At 59.5% G+C, this 16,563-nt stretch carries 18 protein-coding genes; 7 read left to right on the top strand and 11 right to left on the bottom strand.

Going from position 1 to position 16,563, the window contains the following annotated elements:
- Nucleotides 1-132 precede the first annotated feature (132 nt).
- Both IIC71_13945 and IIC71_13940 read left to right on the top strand, forming a co-directional pair.
- Nucleotides 133-1,437: a transposase gene (locus tag IIC71_13945; GenBank protein MCH7670283.1), complete on the top strand. Its 1,305-nt coding sequence runs from the start codon at nt 133-135 to the stop codon at nt 1,435-1,437.
- The gene (locus tag IIC71_13940; protein ID MCH7670282.1) at nt 1,434-2,216 is read left to right on the top strand and encodes an ATP-binding protein; all 783 of its coding nucleotides are present in this window, start codon (nt 1,434-1,436) and stop codon (nt 2,214-2,216) included. Before IIC71_13945 ends, IIC71_13940 begins: the two co-directional genes overlap by 4 nt.
- A 275-nt stretch (nt 2,217-2,491) precedes the next feature.
- On the opposite strand, the gene IIC71_13935 is transcribed toward IIC71_13940, so the two are convergent.
- Nucleotides 2,492-2,833, bottom strand: a complete 342-nt coding sequence (locus tag IIC71_13935; GenBank protein ID MCH7670281.1) for a hypothetical protein — start codon at nt 2,831-2,833, stop codon at nt 2,492-2,494.
- A gap of 171 nt (nt 2,834-3,004) precedes the next feature.
- Here IIC71_13935 and IIC71_13930 point away from each other — a divergent pair, with 171 nt between their 5' ends.
- Genes IIC71_13930 through IIC71_13920 form a run of 3 tightly spaced genes read left to right on the top strand, consistent with a single transcriptional unit; the run spans nt 3,005 to nt 5,295 of the window.
- Nucleotides 3,005-3,691, top strand: coding sequence for a metalloregulator ArsR/SmtB family transcription factor (locus IIC71_13930; protein MCH7670280.1), 687 nt, complete (start codon nt 3,005-3,007; stop codon nt 3,689-3,691).
- 2 nt (nt 3,692-3,693) lie between these two features.
- A complete protein-coding gene (locus IIC71_13925) occupies nt 3,694-4,044 on the top strand; it encodes a DsrE family protein (protein ID MCH7670279.1) in 351 nt (116 codons plus the stop codon).
- A gap of 48 nt (nt 4,045-4,092) precedes the next feature.
- Nucleotides 4,093-5,295 (top strand): NAD(P)/FAD-dependent oxidoreductase, encoded by a 1,203-nt coding sequence (locus tag IIC71_13920; protein ID MCH7670278.1) that lies wholly within the window; start codon nt 4,093-4,095, stop codon nt 5,293-5,295.
- Nucleotides 5,296-5,664: 369 nt separating this feature from the next.
- On the opposite strand, the gene IIC71_13915 is transcribed toward IIC71_13920, so the two are convergent.
- Nucleotides 5,665-6,096: a hypothetical protein gene (locus IIC71_13915; protein ID MCH7670277.1), complete on the bottom strand. Its 432-nt coding sequence runs from the start codon at nt 6,094-6,096 to the stop codon at nt 5,665-5,667.
- Nucleotides 6,097-6,787: 691 nt separating this feature from the next.
- On the opposite strand from IIC71_13915, the gene IIC71_13910 reads away from it, so the two are divergent.
- A complete protein-coding gene (locus IIC71_13910) occupies nt 6,788-7,618 on the top strand; it encodes an SMP-30/gluconolactonase/LRE family protein (GenBank protein ID MCH7670276.1) in 831 nt (276 codons plus the stop codon).
- Nucleotides 7,619-7,831: 213 nt separating this feature from the next.
- On the opposite strand, the gene IIC71_13905 is transcribed toward IIC71_13910, so the two are convergent.
- The 9 genes from IIC71_13905 to IIC71_13865 are packed head-to-tail and all read right to left on the bottom strand — an operon-like array spanning nt 7,832 to nt 15,789.
- Nucleotides 7,832-8,947 (bottom strand): hypothetical protein, encoded by a 1,116-nt coding sequence (locus IIC71_13905; GenBank protein MCH7670275.1) that lies wholly within the window; start codon nt 8,945-8,947, stop codon nt 7,832-7,834.
- Complete coding sequence (locus IIC71_13900; GenBank protein ID MCH7670274.1) at nt 8,944-9,924, bottom strand: alpha-ketoacid dehydrogenase subunit beta; 981 nt, start codon at nt 9,922-9,924, stop codon at nt 8,944-8,946. Before IIC71_13900 ends, IIC71_13905 begins: the two co-directional genes overlap by 4 nt.
- On the bottom strand, nt 9,914-10,642 hold the full coding sequence (locus IIC71_13895; GenBank protein MCH7670273.1) for a thiamine pyrophosphate-dependent dehydrogenase E1 component subunit alpha: 729 nt from the start codon (nt 10,640-10,642) through the stop codon (nt 9,914-9,916). The genes IIC71_13900 and IIC71_13895 overlap by 11 nt, the downstream gene beginning before the upstream one ends.
- Nucleotides 10,642-10,866 (bottom strand): hypothetical protein, encoded by a 225-nt coding sequence (locus IIC71_13890; protein ID MCH7670272.1) that lies wholly within the window; start codon nt 10,864-10,866, stop codon nt 10,642-10,644. The genes IIC71_13895 and IIC71_13890 overlap by 1 nt, the downstream gene beginning before the upstream one ends.
- Nucleotides 10,866-11,852 carry a LacI family DNA-binding transcriptional regulator gene (locus IIC71_13885; protein ID MCH7670271.1) on the bottom strand — a complete coding sequence of 329 codons (987 nt, stop codon included), beginning with the start codon at nt 11,850-11,852 and terminating at the stop codon, nt 10,866-10,868. Before IIC71_13885 ends, IIC71_13890 begins: the two co-directional genes overlap by 1 nt.
- Before the next feature lie 28 nt (nt 11,853-11,880).
- On the bottom strand, nt 11,881-12,681 hold the full coding sequence (locus IIC71_13880; GenBank protein MCH7670270.1) for an SDR family oxidoreductase: 801 nt from the start codon (nt 12,679-12,681) through the stop codon (nt 11,881-11,883).
- Nucleotides 12,682-12,684: 3 nt separating this feature from the next.
- The gene (locus IIC71_13875; protein ID MCH7670269.1) at nt 12,685-13,647 is read right to left on the bottom strand and encodes a hypothetical protein; all 963 of its coding nucleotides are present in this window, start codon (nt 13,645-13,647) and stop codon (nt 12,685-12,687) included.
- Nucleotides 13,644-15,047 (bottom strand): adenylosuccinate lyase family protein, encoded by a 1,404-nt coding sequence (locus IIC71_13870; protein MCH7670268.1) that lies wholly within the window; start codon nt 15,045-15,047, stop codon nt 13,644-13,646. Before IIC71_13870 ends, IIC71_13875 begins: the two co-directional genes overlap by 4 nt.
- A gap of 28 nt (nt 15,048-15,075) precedes the next feature.
- A complete protein-coding gene (locus IIC71_13865; GenBank protein ID MCH7670267.1) occupies nt 15,076-15,789 on the bottom strand; it encodes an SDR family oxidoreductase in 714 nt (237 codons plus the stop codon).
- A gap of 350 nt (nt 15,790-16,139) precedes the next feature.
- Here IIC71_13865 and IIC71_13860 point away from each other — a divergent pair.
- A partial coding sequence (locus IIC71_13860) for a transposase (GenBank protein MCH7670266.1) occupies nt 16,140-16,563 on the top strand: 424 nt, incomplete at its 3' end.

Raw genomic sequence — 16,563 nt, 5'->3', positions numbered from 1 at the left:
ACGCTCATTGAAACTCCCCAGACCTGCTCACTGAAATTCCCCACCTCCTAGAGGAATACCCGTCATTGGGTGGGGCCCTCTCCAAGCTGGCTGTCAGCAACGACACGCCGGCGAGGAGAGGAGCCCTCCCTGATGTTGACACAGGAGGAAGACGTGGAGATTCATGCATTGAAGAAGAGGGGTTGGTCGGTCTCTGAGATTGCCCGCCATACCGGGAGAGACCGCAAGACGATCCGGGCGTATCTCGATGGTGTGCGCCAACCAGGCGTGCGCGTCAAGATGGAGGAGGATCCGTTTGATCGTATCGAAGCATATGTACGGCAGCGTTTGTCGGATGATCACGGTGTGTGGGCAACGGTGTTGTTCGACGAGGTGCAACGCCTTGGGTATGACCGTTCGTATCCGACGTTCACCCGCAAACTCCGTGAACGGCGCCTGCGTCCGCATTGTGAAGCCTGTAGTGGGGTGAAGGGCCGTGCAACGGTGATTATCGATCATCCGTCGGGGGAGGAGATCCAGTGGGACTGGGACGAACTGGGGGCATGTCCGTGGGATCCAACAACGGATGTGTCGATGCTGGTGGGTGTCTTGTCGCATTCGTCTAAGGCCCGGGCGTGGCTCTCGTATTGCGAGGATCAGCCGCACCTCGTTGAGGGCATCGATGAGATCCTGCGCCGCCTTGGCGGCACCCCGAAGGTGTGGCGGACAGATCGGATGGCGACCGTGATCAACCCGACCACCGGGAAACTCCAGGCATCGTTTACGCCGGTGGCGAAGCATTACGGGGTCACAGTGGTGCCGTGCCCACCGCGGCGGGGGAACCGGAAAGGTGTTGTCGAGAAACAGATCCACTTCCTGACGCAACGCTGGTGGCGCACCCTCGACGTTACGAACCTTGCCGACGCGCAAGCGTCCCTGGACCGATTCTGTTCCATGGTCGGTGACGCCCGGCGCCGTGGCGACACGACGGTCGGTGTACTCGGAGCCACCGAGCCGCTGCTCGGGCTCCCCCCAATGCCATACCCCGCAGAAGGAACGATGACCCGCATCGTTGCCGCCAACGCTCTGGTGTCTGTTGACGGGAACCGCTACTCGGTGCCTCCGGCACTCGTGGGCAGCGAGGTGAAAGTCAAGCAGCGTCTGGGATCTGACGAGTTGATCATCATCTCAGCTGCGGGCACACCGGTTGCGACCCACCGGATTGCACCCCGTGGTGTCGGTCGGATTGTCAGGTTGCCGCAACACACCGCAGCGTTGGAGAATGTGGTGTTGGCAGCGTTCACCACTGATCGGCCGTGCCCGAAGAAACCGAACCGTCCCCCCACAGGTGCAGCGTCAGCAATCGCAGCCCAGATCACCGGCAGCGACCCTGCAGGTCCGGTTATCGACCTGGGCACCTATCAACGGTTCATTGATAACCAGGACGGTGCATTGTGAACAAGGACTCTTCGTATCAACAACTCCGTAGCCACCTGGCGTATCTCAAGTTGGGTGCCGCTGCCGAGGCGCTCCCTGCCCATCTCGACGCTGCCCGTGACACCAACATCGGCCACACCGAGTTCCTTGAGCAGTTACTCACAATCGAGGTTGAAGCCACCGAGCAGCGCCGTTGGGACACACGGATGCGCCTAGCGAACTTCCCATCCCCATGGACCATTGACGATTTCGACTTCGCCGCGCAACCATCGATCGACGAAGCGCTGATCCGGGAACTCGCAACAGCCCGTTTCCTCGACAACGCCACCAACGTGCTGTTCATCGGCCCGCCCGGAGTCGGCAAAACCATGCTCGCAATTGCCCTGGGACACGCCGCCATCGATGCCGGGCATCGCGTGTATTACACCACAGCAGCCGACCTTGCAGCCCGGTGCCGCAAAGCCGCGCTCGAAGGGAGATGGGCAGCCACGATGCGGTTCTTCTCCGGGTCAGGCGTCCTCATCGTTGACGAACTGGGCTATCTCCCCATGCCAGCACAAGACGCCGCAGCTTTGTTCCAAGTCATCGCAAGACGCTACCTGAAAGGCTCAATCATCCTGACCACCAACCGCGGTGTCGCGTCGTGGGGAGACATCTTCACAGACACCACCATTGCAGCCGCCATGCTCGACCGCTTACTGCACAAGAGCGTCGTGTTCAACATCGACGGCGACTCCTACCGACTCAGAGCCCACCAAGCCCGCAACCAACAATTCCGACCGAAAGGAGGAAACAACTAACCTTCAAACCCAACCCAGGTGAGGAACTTCAACGAGCAACCCTGGGGAATTTCAGTGAGCGCCATCACCCTAACCTAATTCCCTGAGTCACACGCAAACCCAAAACTCCCCGTTTAACGCAAAACCAGCAGCCTCCACCTCAACTCCTCCAAGACACGGCCCATCGTCCTAGTGCCGTAGCAGGCAACGTTTGGGGTGTTTGGGTCCGCGCTTTTTCGATCTGGGTCGCATGCGGTTGATTGGTGGCACAGAGAACGTCGATGCCGTCGGCGCTGCTACAGGCAGCGCACGTACGCAACACTGTCATCCACGATGGACCCAAAATGCGCCGAATCCTCCAGTAGCCAGCCTGGCAACACGGCGTACTCTCTCTTGATGTGACCTTTCGGAAAGTATCGAAGCTGCTCGACACCATCCTGTTCGAAGACGCGTTCGAGCGCGTCAGGGGAGAGCCGCACCGCCACACCAAACCGCCCGCAGGTGATAAATATGCTGTCACCAACGTAGCCACCCACCGCACCAAAGACACCCTTAAATTCGAGCCCCAGCGTCTCGACGATCCCAGGACGCGCCTGTTCCAGCAACGACGTCAGCTCCTCGAAATATTCAGCGTTCATCCTGGTAGTCCGCCCATGGCATTGTCCCAATCTGTTGGTGTCGTTCGACGATAGCGGCGTTTATAGACATCACACCAGACGTGTCCCTCGCGATCAAACAGAACGTTTGCGCAAGAATGAGCCTGATGATAATGTCCGTATTCCATTATTCCATGGAATTGCGAGGCCAAAGTGAGCGTCTCATCGAGTCCAGGCAGAGTCATCAAAGACGGCCTGTATGAACAGTTCTCGCGGATCGGCAAGGCTGTCGCCAACCCGAAGCGCATCGAACTCCTCGATTTACTGTGCCAGGGTGAGCGGAGTGTCGAGGTTCTCGCAAGCGCGGCCGCGATGGGAGTGACCAACACATCGGCACATTTGAAGGTCCTGCGCGAAGCGAGGCTTGTCACTACGCGCAGAGACGGCACCAGGGTGTTCTATCGCCCGGCTGACGAGGAGGTTTGCAGCTTTTTCTTGGCGCTCCGGAATCTGGCAAGCCAGCGTTTCGCCGAAGTCGAGCTTGTCATGCGCAACTACTTTGAGGAACGCGACCAGCTTGAACCTATCGGAAGATCGGAGCTGCTGGCGCGGGCGAGGAAAGGGGACGTGATCGTACTCGACGTTCGCCCGGGTGAAGAGTACGCGGCCGGCCACATTCCGGGTGCATTGTCGGTGCCGCTGCGCGAACTCAGAGGTAAGCTCTCGAGCCTTCCCCAAGACATTGAAATCGTCGCGTACTGTCGAGGGCCCTACTGCGTTCTCGCACCCCAGGCGCTCGAACTGTTACATGCCCACGGTCTCCGTGCAAGACGCCTCGAAGATGGTCTGCCGGAATGGCGCTACGCGGGCTTCCCTGTCGCCGTCGGAATGGACGGCTAGGTGTGAGCATTCTTTTCATTCTCAACGATCCCCCATATGGGACCGAACGCAGCTACAACGGCCTGCGCCTTGCCGGATCGGTAGCTAGACGAGAGAACGAGACTGTACGCGTATTCCTCATCGGCGACGCTGCGGCATGCGCAAAGGTGGGTCAAAAGGTGCCACGGGGTTACTACAACATCGAGCACATGGTTCGCTCGGTCGCCCGCGGAGGTGGCACCGTGGGCGTTTGCGGAACCTGTTTGGACGCTCGGGGTATCACCGACGAAGAGCTTGCGGATGGCTGCTACCGCAGCACCATGGACGAACTGACCGACTGGACGTTGCAGTCTGACCGGGTTCTCGTCTTCTAACAACACGGCGGCGGTGCCGCCTACAACCAAGAACGGAGGCGACAGAAAGTGACCGAGTCGAAATCGATACTGATCCTTGGCGGAGGCATCGGCGGAGTAGTCGCCGCTAGGTCTCTCCGTAAGAAGCTGCCCGCAGCTCATCGCGTGATCATCGTTGACCGGGAGCGTGACCACTTGTTCGCACCGTCGCTGTTGTGGTTTATGACGGGGCGGCGCACCGCCGAAGACATCCGTCGTCCCCTAGCTCGACTCGCGAGGAAGGGGATCGAAGTCGTGTATGGCGATATCCAGTCCATCGATCCCGAAGAGCGCCGCGTACACATCGTCAACGCAGCAGGGCAAAACGATTCTGGGAGCCCGTCCGACACAGCCGTTCGAGACTTAGATGCGGATTACCTGATTGTGTCACTCGGAGCCGAACTCGCCCCCGAGACAGTGCCCGGCCTCGGTGAGGCGGGACACAACTTCTATACGATGCCCGGAGCCGCAGCTTTACGAGACGACCTCGATACGTTCGCTGGTGGCAAGGTTGTCGTTCTCACCGCGACCCCTGCTTACAAATGCCCCGCGGCTCCCTACGAGGCGGCAATGCTGATCGACGACCATCTCAAGAAGCGAGGTGTCGGCGACAAAACCCAGATCGACCTGTACGCCGCCGAGGCCGGCCCGATGGGAGTCGCGGGTCCACAAGTGTCCGCCGGTGTCCGTCAGATGGTCGAAAACAAGGGGATCGGGTTCCACCCCGAGCACCAACTAACCGGCGTCGACTTGCAGACGAGACGCATCGCCTTTGAGAACGGAGCCCATGCAGACTTCGACCTGTTGGCCTACGTACCGCCTCACCGCGCCCCTCAGGTGGTGCGAGAATCGGGACTCGTCGACGAGTCCGGCTGGATCCCAGTGGATCGAAACACCCTCCGAACGCGATTCCGCGGCGTCTACGCCATCGGCGACGTTACGGCGATCCCCCTGGCAGTGGGAAAGCCGCTCCCCATGGCGGGAGTGTTCGCCGAAGGCCAGGCCGCGGTCGTCGCACAAAACATCGCCCGTGAAATCACGGGAAATGGCAAGTCGGCCTCATTCGACGGCCATGGAGGATGTTTCATCGAAGTTGGTGGTGGCAAAGCCGGTTTCGGTCGTGGAAATTTCTACGCCGATCCGACACCGCAGATAAAACTCTACAGCGTCGGCCGCCGTTGGCATATCGCCAAGGTCATCGTCGAAAAGACCTGGTTCCGACGGTGGCTGTAATCATCACCGACCGACGTTTCGAGACCCGGCAGGGACTCGAACACCTCGAAAAGACAGACCCCCGCGTGCCCGGGGCGGGAATTGAACCTACCCGCACAGCATCGCCACGAAGTGGCGATCCATAGAAGCGACCCATCGCCCCCCGATGTTCCCTGGGTTTGTTCGGCGTCTGCTCGGACTCTGTGACGGTCTTGGAACGTCACCGCCAGCGCCCGGAACTCCGGGTCGGGCGAATGTCGTACACGTTTCGCCGACGGTCTTGGCCGACCCGCCTGATGTATGCCATGGCGAACCTTTGTCTTCTGAGCCGAGTGTGAACCTATCTGGACCTGTCAAGTCTCGGTTATCGCACGGAGATGTGGCCGCGATTCAGCGTGACTGAATACGCCTTCTCTCAACATGAAAGCGCGGCGGCTCCTTCGACCAATCGAACTCGGCGCCGAATGTCTTAAAGAAGTCGGCACGTCCAAGCAAAGGCCCACGAAGCGTCCCGGGTTGTGTCACCATCAACTCATCGTCTAGAAAGACCTCACCATCCCAACTGAGGCTCCCAAGCACCTTCCGCACCTCGAACTCGCCTCCGGCACCGATACCTTTTGGTCCTGGCTGGAGATCGCCGAACTCGATACCTGCGACCCCTACTATCTCCGATGGGACAACAGATCCGTCCGCGCTGGAATCAATGAGGGCAAGTGCCCGAACCAACGCCGGTTCCTCATCGGGCGTTGACAGTACGATTTCAATAGTGATCAGCGGCAAGTACGTACCAGGCGCGGTTTCCGTCCCCTCGAAGCGGGCCATGATCAGAGGAAAAGGATCGTGTTAGTTTCTGAGCCCGATGGACGATAGGCGTCGGGTACCCCTTGTCGTGAGCCTCGCGCAGCACGTCTACGAGGGTGTCGCCCACGGCGATCAGTTCCGATCGTGTGACGGCGACCCATTTTCCCGGGTGGGACTAAATCTCGATCTGTAGATCGGAATCGAGAACATGTTCTAGGTGGCTGGTGTTTTTCGCGGGGTGGGTGCTCGCGATCTGTTCCTGGATGAGCGATAATTACAGGTGTGTGATTCTCGACTGGGAGTGATTAATGACGGTAGGTGTGACACCCAGTTCCCATACGGGCAGAATGCAGCAAAAGGCTACAAGGCTCCTAGCCCAAATTCCTTGTAGCCAAAGACCTTACAATGCTCATCGTTTCGAGCTGTTGTGTGCTGTTTAACGTCCTCTTGCCCATTCCTTGCCTACTTTTCCGGCTCCCGTGACCAAGCGGAGAGTGGTCGTGTCCGTTGTAGACCCGATGGGACCTGAAGCGGCGCTACGACTTTCGGAAGCGGATTCAGCCCCCTGCGGAGCCCAGCGCCGACCGCTGACAATCACCTTCGAGCTGGGCTTCACATAGTTGACGCTTTGTCTTGGTCGGGACCACTACCTGCGGCTGGTGGAGTCGGGTCAACCGTGATAGTATGAACAATCGATTGCGCAGGAGAAGTCATGCCAAGTGTGCTACATGCCGGCACTGACCACGCTGAGGGTGTGGCATGGGATCCGGCTGGGTGGATTGTGTACGGAAGTGAAAGCGGCAAGATTTCACGTTTCAATCCCGAAACAGAGGAGTCCCAAGACGTCGGGTCTTGGGACGGATTCGTACTGGGGATCGCCTTGGATCGTTCGGGCCAGATTTACGCATGCGACATGGCCTCATCGGCCGTCATTCGCCTGGATCACGAAAGCGGAGAGTCCACAATATTCTCTGCAGGAAGCCCTGACAGGGCGATGCAGACACCTAACTTTCCTGCGTTTGCGCCGAACGGTGTTCTCTACGTTTCCGATTCGGGATCGTGGGGGTCAAATGACGGATTGATTTTTTCGGTGCTCACCGACGGAACGACAATCATCGCCTCAACTGAGGCGGCGGGTTTCACCAACGGCCTGGCATTGCATCCAGACGGCACCAGCTTGTACATCGTCGAGTCGAGCATTCCGGCGGTGAGCAAACTTCGACTACGCGAAGACGGGATCCTGGACGACTACGAGGTCGTTGTCATGTTGCCGGACAGCGTCCCCGATGGTCTTGCGTTCGCTGCTGACGGCACACTTCTAATCAGCTGCTACCGGCCAGACCGAATTTATAGGTTTCGTCTCGGTGAGTTGTCCGTGTTGGTCGACGACGCGACCGGGATGACGCTCAACGCGCCCACCAACTTGTGCTTCTTCGGTCCCTCCCTGGATCGTCTAGTCACGGCAAACCTGGGCGGATGGCACCTCACCGAGGTCGAAACAACGCTCGTCGGCGCCCAACTCCCAAGGCCGTTACTGACATAGCGGAAAGCGGTTCTGGGGTAGCTCGGCCGAGAGCGGAGCCAGCGTGATTCAGCTATTGAGGGTTCGCCACCGGCTCCCTCTAAATCTGAAACCACCCGTCTCGACCCGCCATGAGGGTTGGAGTTCGCCCATCGCCAACGGGATTTCGATAAACGGCTTTGATTCAATGCCGTGTCTTTTGCCAAAACTAGGCCTGCTCTCAGTAGACGTCGGCTAGCGAACCTGAAGGATGCCGGCGAGGTCACGGACTATGTAGGGCTGCAAGTGAGAGAACATCGCTCGCGGCGCTGGTAGCGAATCAGCAAGTGGACGCATTCTCCCGTTGTTATCGAGGCGCGGCCGCTCCCATGGATCCGTTAGTGGCTCCACGCCGGATGCTGGAAAACCCCACTCTATGGGCGAGTCCACCAATCCCAATCCTGCGATGACTCGTGCGTGGAGGTGAGGCGCCATATGCGGGGACACGAGGAGGCCAGCCTCTGATGCCGCCAATGCCATCGACCTGAATCTGGAAATCCCGCCAATGCAGGTAGCATCGAGTCTGAGTACATCAACAACCCCGGCTTCGAGCAATGCATCCGGGAAGTAGGGTCCGCCCTGCTCGTCGCCAACTCCGATTCGCACGTCGGTTTCTTGCTTGAGTTCAGTAAGAGACTGCACATCCCCCGGCTGGAAAGGATCCTCGAACCAGGCTAGCGGGCACTCGAGACGCCTGAGGAGGTCGGCGGCCTCAGTTACCGATCGAAACGACCAGGCACCGTCAAGCGCCAGGCTTCCGCCGGAGGCAGCTACCGCTTGAACACGTTCGATCGTCAGCTCAGTTGTCGCTGCAACCGGTATCTTGAAGTGCCGCCAGCCGCGCCCGTAAAGATTTGCCGCCTCGCGCGCGACGGCGTCAGCGCTGGCCGTCGGTGGATAGCCAATGATCGCTACCGCAGGAAGGGCTATCGGTTCGCCTCCTAAGTGATGTTCCAGCGTCTCCTCAGTCGTCCGAATACGAAGATCCCATAGCGCGATTTCGACGAGCGACAGAGCACGGAGACCGATGCCTGAGCCCAAGAGCGCACGATTCCGGGCCTCGCAGTTGGCAATCAACACCGCGGGATCGCTCCCATTCTGCCCAACACACAGAGGGCGGATGGCAGTCTCGACGATTTGGTCAACGCTGCCGTCACGTGTCAGACCAAAACCGAAACCGGCGTCACCATCGGTGGATGTGATCCGTACCACGCAGTACTCGCGATGCGCTATCTCCCACGTGCCGAAATCCAGGGGCTGCTCGAGCGGCATACGGATCGTGGCGGCGTCAACTGACCGAATCGTTGTCATACCTGGACCGTGCGTGCAAGCACTTGGGCAAGGTGACGGGCGTTCGGCAAGATCGCATCTTGCAGAACTGGAGCGTGGGGCATCGGCACGAACGCTGCGCCCACTCGACGAACCGGCGCATCGAGCTCCCAGAAGCACTCTTCGGCGATTCGAGCGGCGACTTCTGCTCCAAAGCCGCCTTTCAAGACCGCTTCGTGGACGACAACCGCGCGACCTGTTTTCTCGACCGATGCCGCGATGCTTGCGAAGTCGAGGGGCTCGAGCCATCGAAGATCGATAACCTCTACAGAAAGTCCCGAAGAGTCCGCGATCTGGGCGGCCGCGAGGCTGATATGAAGTCCGGTACCCCAAGAAATCACGGTTACATCCTCACCAGAGCGCACCACCTCCGCCTGACCGACATTCGCAGGCTCCATCACATCAGGCAGTTCGCCTTTTACCCCGTAGAGTGACCGGTGCTCGATGAACAACACGGGATCTGGGTCCTGCGCGGCTGCGATCAGAAGGGAGGAGAAATCTGCCGGTCGGGACGGGATGACAACTTTCAATCCAGGGATGTGAGCGAATAGCGCTTCGAACGATTGCGAGTGTTGCGAAGACGACCCCTCGGTCACTCCCTGCTGTGTGCGAATCACAATCGGTACCGATAGGCGAGATTCACTCATGTATCTCACCTTTGCCGCTTGGTTGATAATCTGATCCATTGCAAGGAGCGCAAAGTCGATCCACATGATCTCGCAGATTGGGCGCAAGCCCATCATCGCTGCTCCTGTAGCGGCGCCAACGATCGCCGACTCGCTGATCGGCGTATCGAAGACGCGATCTGACCCGAACCGTTCCTGCAGGCCACGGGTCACCCCGAACACTCCGCCGGGCTTTCCCACATCTTCGCCGAACACGAGTATCCCCTCGTCGGACTCAAGGAGCCAACCCAGCGTCTCTCGGATCGCTTGGACCACAGTCACCTCACGCGCCATAGACGTGATCTCCCACGGTCCGTGGATCGGGCTTCGGTTGGGCCAGCGCATCTTGCCAAGCCTCATCGACTGCGGCGCGGACCTCCGTCTCGAGAATCGAGATAACCTCGTCGGTCACCCCTTCTGCCAGTTGAAAGCGCCTGATTGGTTCGTTCTGCCACGCTTGCTCCACCTCTAGATCGGGTCGGTAACCGCCTGGGTCCCCGACGTAGTGACCTTCGAGGCGATATGTCATCAGCTCAAGGAATGTGGGGCCGCCGCCCGATCGCGCACGATCTAGTGCTGCTCGCATGGCCGAGCTGACCTGAGCAACATCGTTGCCGTCTATCGATATGCCCGGCACTCCGTACGCCAGAGCTCGATCAGTGAGTCGTTCGACATTGACCATGTCGGCGATCGGCGTAAGTTCTGAGTACAGGTTGTTTTCGCATACGAACACAACGGGCCAGTCAAAAACGGACGCCATGTTGACAGCTTCGTGAAACATTCCCTGGTTCGTCGCTCCGTCACCAAACACCGCTACGGAAACGCGTGCCTGAGCTCCCCTGCGAGTGTTATATGAGAAAGCTAACCCAACGCCAACGGCGATGGGCAGGTGCCCTCCAACGATCCCGTTCTCGCCAAAGAAACGATGCTGCGGGCTGGATATCAGCAGGCTTCCTGCTCGGCCGCCATTTGTACCTCCCGATCGCCCAAGAACCTCTGCAAGAAGTTCCACTAGCGGCACACCGAGAGCGATCCGTAGTTGTGGCCTCGATAGGTACAAAACAAAGCATCATCAGGTCCGAGTGCCTGAGCAACGCCCACGGCCGTTGCCTCTTGCCCTGTTGCCAGATGGACCGAACCACTCACAGTCCCCACCAGTCGAGCCTCGCGAATTCGCTCTTCGACCAGTCTGATGGTCAGCATGGTTGTGAGAGCTTCCGTCGGCTTCAGCTGCATTAGTTCAATGTCCTCACGGATTCCCGCTCAATGAGGTCGATTGGCTCCCCAATAGTGAGCGAAGCAACAGGTTCGCCAGTCAGCAACAGCGACAAAACCTGGACTGCATTTTTGCCCATGTCCTGCAACGGCAATCGCACGACCGTAAGCGGCGGCCAGGCAAACTCAGCCGCGGTCGTATCGTGAATACCGATCACGCTCACTTCATCTGGAACGGCAACATCAGCCGCACGTGCAGCCGCAAGGAATCCGATCGCGGCACGTGATGAGGCAGCGAGGACTGCGGTGAACTCCGGCTTGACGCGCAGCAGCCTCACACCGGCTTCGTAACCGGACCGCTCGTCAAATCCGCTGGGCTCGACGATGGGTACAGCTCCGCTGAATTTCTGGATCTCGGACTCAAACCCCCTACGCCGACGATGGGAGGTGTCGGCATCCGGGTCGCCGTCGAGATAAACGATCGCTCGATGGCCAGCATCAAGTAGGTACCGTGTCGCCATTCGAGCGCCACCAGCGTCGTCAACGACGACATACGGCACGTTTGCACTCGTGCGCCTGTTCACTAACACAACTGGCCCGGCGGATTGGAGCTGCTTCAGCCCAAAGGGTCGTCGTCGCGCAGTCGCGACGATCAACCCATCGATCCTTCCTTCCTCGTACAAGGCTCGGTAATCGGTCGTTGTTCCAACGCCGTCGGAAGCGAGAAGAATCGCTAGTCCCAGATGTGCGGCTTCTTCCTGAGCGCCCTTGACAATCTCCGCATAAACTGGGCTGATATCGGGAATCACCAGTCCGACGGTGCCTGATCGGGCCGTGCGGAGCGTTCGCGCCGCAGCATTCGGTCGGTAGCGGAGTTCATCGACTACGTCGATAATCCGCTGCCTGGTCTCAACAGATACACGCTGAGCGGGGTCATCGCTCAGCACTCGCGACACGGTACTGATGTCGACCTGTGCTAACTGCGCTACGTCCCTCATCGTCGGCATTCACATCACCTCGGCTCGTCCATCTTCTTCAGTTGGCATCGCTACCGTAACGATCGAGTAACTCCGAGCTAGGCGGAAATCGGTAGCAGCGCGCCGTCGCTCCACCATCGACGGCGATCGTCTGGCCTGTCAAAAACGAGGAGTTCTCAGAGATCAAAAATGCTGCAACGTCAGCAATCTCGAAGGCCTCACCGAGCCGCCCCAGCGGATGAAGCAGGGTGAATTCCCGTTTCATCGCCTCGGGATCCTCAGCATCATCGACTTCCTGCTGCATTAGTTCGGTGCGGATTGCCCCCGGCGCAATAGCGTTCGCTCGAATGCCGACGGGACCATACTCCACCGCTGTGTATCGCGTCAGTGCATCCACTCCGCCCTTCGCCATGTCGTAGGCAGCCCACCCAGGAAACGCTGAGACACCGTGAATGGATGAGATGTTCACGATACTGCCGCCAGTTCTAGCGTCAACAAACCCGCGAACCGCCGTCGCCGAACCCCAAAACACCCCCATGAGATTCACTGAGAGGAGCCTGTCCACCTCCTCCGCATCAGGCGCATGCAGTGTCCCGGGAATGGCTACGCCTGCGTTGTTGACCCAACCAGCCAGCTGCTCCACACTGACCGCTTCATCCAATGCCTGATCGAGGACCCGCCGGTCTGCAACATCTCCACCGACCACCTTGCCACTGTCGCCTGCGAACGCCTCAGCATCGGCAGACCGGGCGGCATCGATCTCGATCCCCACGACGTAATAGCCGTCAGCCAAGAGGCGGTCGAAGATCGCTCTGCCGATTCCAGCACCGCAGCCAGTCACAACCACAGTATTTGCCATACTTTATATCCTTGCACTCGATACGTGTCCGTCGCGAGTCACGTTGACTACACGATTTCTGCCCTCAACTAAGGTCATGGTGAGCCATGTTGACCACGAGCCACCAGCAGACAACATCAGGTGTTCGCCGCGCTCAATGGCGGGGGCGAGTCCCGATGAGTCGGAAGTCGTGGATGGTTCGATGGCCACCAACCTCGATCTCCCGAACCACGGAAAGCCAGACCCTCCGATCTGCCACCAAACCCACAGATTCGGGAAGGTTTCCGGATCCCATGCCATAGCGATCGTGTATCCATCCGGATGGCGAACGGCCGCCCAATGGCCTTTGAGTTCGCTGGCGAACACTAGGCGTTCGACGGAACGCTCGTCGATCACGCTTAGGTCAATGACGCCACCGTCGACGGCTGGGAGCTCAGGCCAGGTGCCGATGCTGCCCGCGACAACGTCGACGAGGTCGCCGATCATCGCGCTGTCGGCTGCAATACGGGCGGGCGGCAGATCGATCTTCGTTCCGGGAGGTGCGTCGAACGCCGGGTGGTGTGTCCAGGCAAAGGGGACATCTATTGGTGCATCGCTCACGAGCCGCTCCTCAAGCCTCAGCACCTCCCCTTCGACACTCATAGAACGCTCAAGGATGATCGGCAAACGAGTCGGTACTCTTAGCGAGACCGACGTCGGGGATCGGTCTACAACCTCCCAGCTGGCGTAGCGGACATCTCCGTGAAATGGCAGCGCTACGCCCCCCCATTCCGAGTCGTTGCCCGGATTGGGAATCAGCTCCTGCCATCCACCTCGGTAGGTGGATAGCCAATCCATAGCAGCAGAGCCGTAACCCGGACCAGCCGCCGGGCTGACCCAATCTTGGAAGAAAAGCCGATTGGTACCGTTGGGACGACCAACGAACACGATGTCACCATTCCGCTCGTCGACGCGAGCCACGATTGCCTCGCTCTCGATCGATATCATGAACGGTCACCTCCCGTCTCGTACCAGCGGCCTACTGCGGTCGAAACGATGGCCTCGGCCTCTCCCAAGTATTCCTCACCGTCCAGGCTGAACTCTTCGCTTACTCCATGCTCTTCCAAGATAGGGCGAACCGCATGCGCCAGCGAGACGCCCCCGACTCTGGCGTTCCCAACTAAGTCGTAGATCAACTCGTGTGCCTCGCTCCTACCGATCAAGGGCGCCATCTTCATCATCAGTGCTTCAGCCATCAACAGGCCGCCATCTACGTCTAGGTTCGCCTTCATCCGCTCACGATTGACCCGCAGGCCCTCGATGAGGTCAATTCCCCGACTTAGTGCGCTTCCTGCGTACATGACGATCAAGGGAACCGAGTCCCATTCCATCTGCCACTCACCCGCTGGCCGCTCATGTCTGCCAGTCATGGCCCTCAATGGCGCCGCAGACAGCGTGCACGCCATTTCGCTTAGCCCAACAATCGCTTCAGACAACACCGGGTTGGCCTTTTGCGGCATCGTGGACGATGCCCCAGAAAGTCGGCCCTCGGCCTCTTGCACCTCCCCAATCTCGTTACGAGCAAGGTCTACGATCTCCCGCGCTATCCGGCCGGTGGCGGACCCGAGCACGACGAGTGCCGAGATCAGGCCGAAAAGGCGATCTCGGACGCTATGCCACGGCATGTCATCACACCCGAGCCCCAGAATCTCGGCTACGCTCTTGCGCGTCGCGGTGCTCATCGGGCCGAATGCTGCCGACGTACCTGCCGCGCCGTACAGCTGAATGACCTCCATGCTTCCTCGTGCCTCGTCGAGCCGAACGAGACCGCGTCTGACCTCCTCGAGCCACCCGGCAACCTTCATACCAAATGTGATCGGAACAGCTTGCTGACCATGGGTGCGGCCCGCCATCACCGTGTTTCGTTCCGCTACGGCGAGGGTCGCCAAAGCATCTCCTAAGACGACACAGGTAGCCGTGATCTCGTCGCATGCTCCCCGAAGTTGAAGCACCAAAGCAGTGTCCATGATGTCTTGGGTGGTCGCACCGAAGTGTACATACGATGCGACTTGGGGATCGGTCTGCACGAGTTGCTCCAAGAACGGCAAGATCGGATAGCCCACCTTCCGGCTGCCTTCGACGACGAGCACGTGGTCGATTTCGACTGAGCGAAGTTCCCGCTCGATGCGATCGGCTGCCGAACGGGGAATGACACCGTGAAGGGCCTGCGCCCTCGCAAGTGCAACTTCGACGTCAAGCCAGGCAGCGACCGTTCGACTTGCAGAAAACAAATCTATGAACTTCGGCTCTCCAAAGGCCGCCATGAGCGGAAGAAAAGGTCGACTAACGGCGACCCGTTCGGCTTCAAGCTGATTGTGTAGCCCAACCTTCTTTTCTCGCCTAGTCATGTGCTCCATCCAATCCCTGCCTCACGTCCTAGAAGCCGCTCAGAGCGTTGAAACCCGCATCAACGAGCACGTCGCTTCCCGTGACAGCCCCGAAGCTCGGCTGGACTACCTGGTAGATGACTCCCGCTACTTCGTCGGCTTCGAGCAGCCGCCGCTGTGGCGTATGGTCAATGATGTCCGATTCATTTGTTCGACCGGACTGGATGCCGTCCAACACAAGGCCCGTACGCGTGAACGTCGGGCTAACGGACATGACACGGATCCCATACGTCGCCCACTCGATTGCCAAGCATCGTGTCAGGGCGAGCACTCCAGCCTTCGAAGCGCAATACGCCGAACGATTAGCAAAACCGGCAGTACCAGCCACCGAACCGAGGAAGATGAGCGCGCCTGTCCCCCTGCTCAGAGCATCGAACGTAAAGCGAGCCACGTAGAAGCTTCCGGTGAGATTTACGGCAACAAGCCTGTCCCACTCCTCGTGGTCGAGTTCGGTCGCAGGCAGTCTTGATGCGATTCCCGCGGAGTTAACGACGGCTTTGAGGGCAGGCAACCGCCTTCCCGCCTTGAGGCCGGCCGCCCAGTCGGATACGTCGACCTTCTCGAAGACGATGCCGTCAAGCTCGGGGTCGATCAAGTCCCATCCAAGGACGCGCCATCCCTCGGTGAGGAAACGCTCGGCACACGCTTTACCGATACCACTAGCCACACCCGTGACCAAGACACTTGTCTGCTGATCGCTCATCCAATTTTCTCCATATGGTGCCACCTCTAGGAGACAATGGTTTGTTCACCATACTGCTGAACAATCCATTGTGCAAACAAAGCCCCTATGCGCAAGACGGTGGGTGAGCGGAGGTGAATCGCCGACTTGTATGTGGGGACCGGTTCGTGGGGCCTCAGAGTCGCAGTGTCCGGTAGGTCGTTGGCCGGGGTGGCTCGTGAATCGCCTGCCGCCTCCGGGTTGGCTCTCCCAGGGTGTGCCTCCCGGCTGGCGGCTGGCTGCGGTCTGGCTCAACAGAGGCATGATCCCCGTGTGTGGGTCTCGAAGTCGGCATGCCGACCGTGGTCTTCATCAACTGAAAGGACCATGTCATGATTATCGGAATCGATCCACACAAGGCCAGCCACACCGCAACCGCGGTCGACCCGGCGACCAACACACCCGTGTCGTCGCTACGAGTTGATGCAAGCCTGGCTGGCTATCGAGAGTTGTTGCGTTGGGGACGACAGTTCCCTCAGCGTCGATGGGCGGTGGAGAACGCCAAGGGTCTTGGCTGTCATCTGGCCCAGTGGCTTGTCGCCCGCGATGAAGCCGTTGTCGATGTCGCGACCGCGGCGACGGCACGGGTGCGGGAGCTGTCGCGTGGCGGGCGACGCAAGAACGATGTGATCGACGCGTCGGCGGCTGCGAGTGTCGCTGCGCTCCAGGGCGACATCGCAGTCGTGGCGGCCGAGGACGAAACAACGGTGTTCGCTCTGCTTGAGGAACGGCCGGCGAACCTTGCTGCTCAGCGGG

The organism is Acidobacteriota bacterium (assembly GCA_022562055.1).
Classification (GTDB): Bacteria; Actinomycetota; Acidimicrobiia; order Spongiisociales; family UBA5794; genus BMS3BBIN02.
The sequence above is the reverse complement of the archived record's forward strand: the minus strand, read 5'-3'. Positions and strand labels throughout refer to the sequence as shown.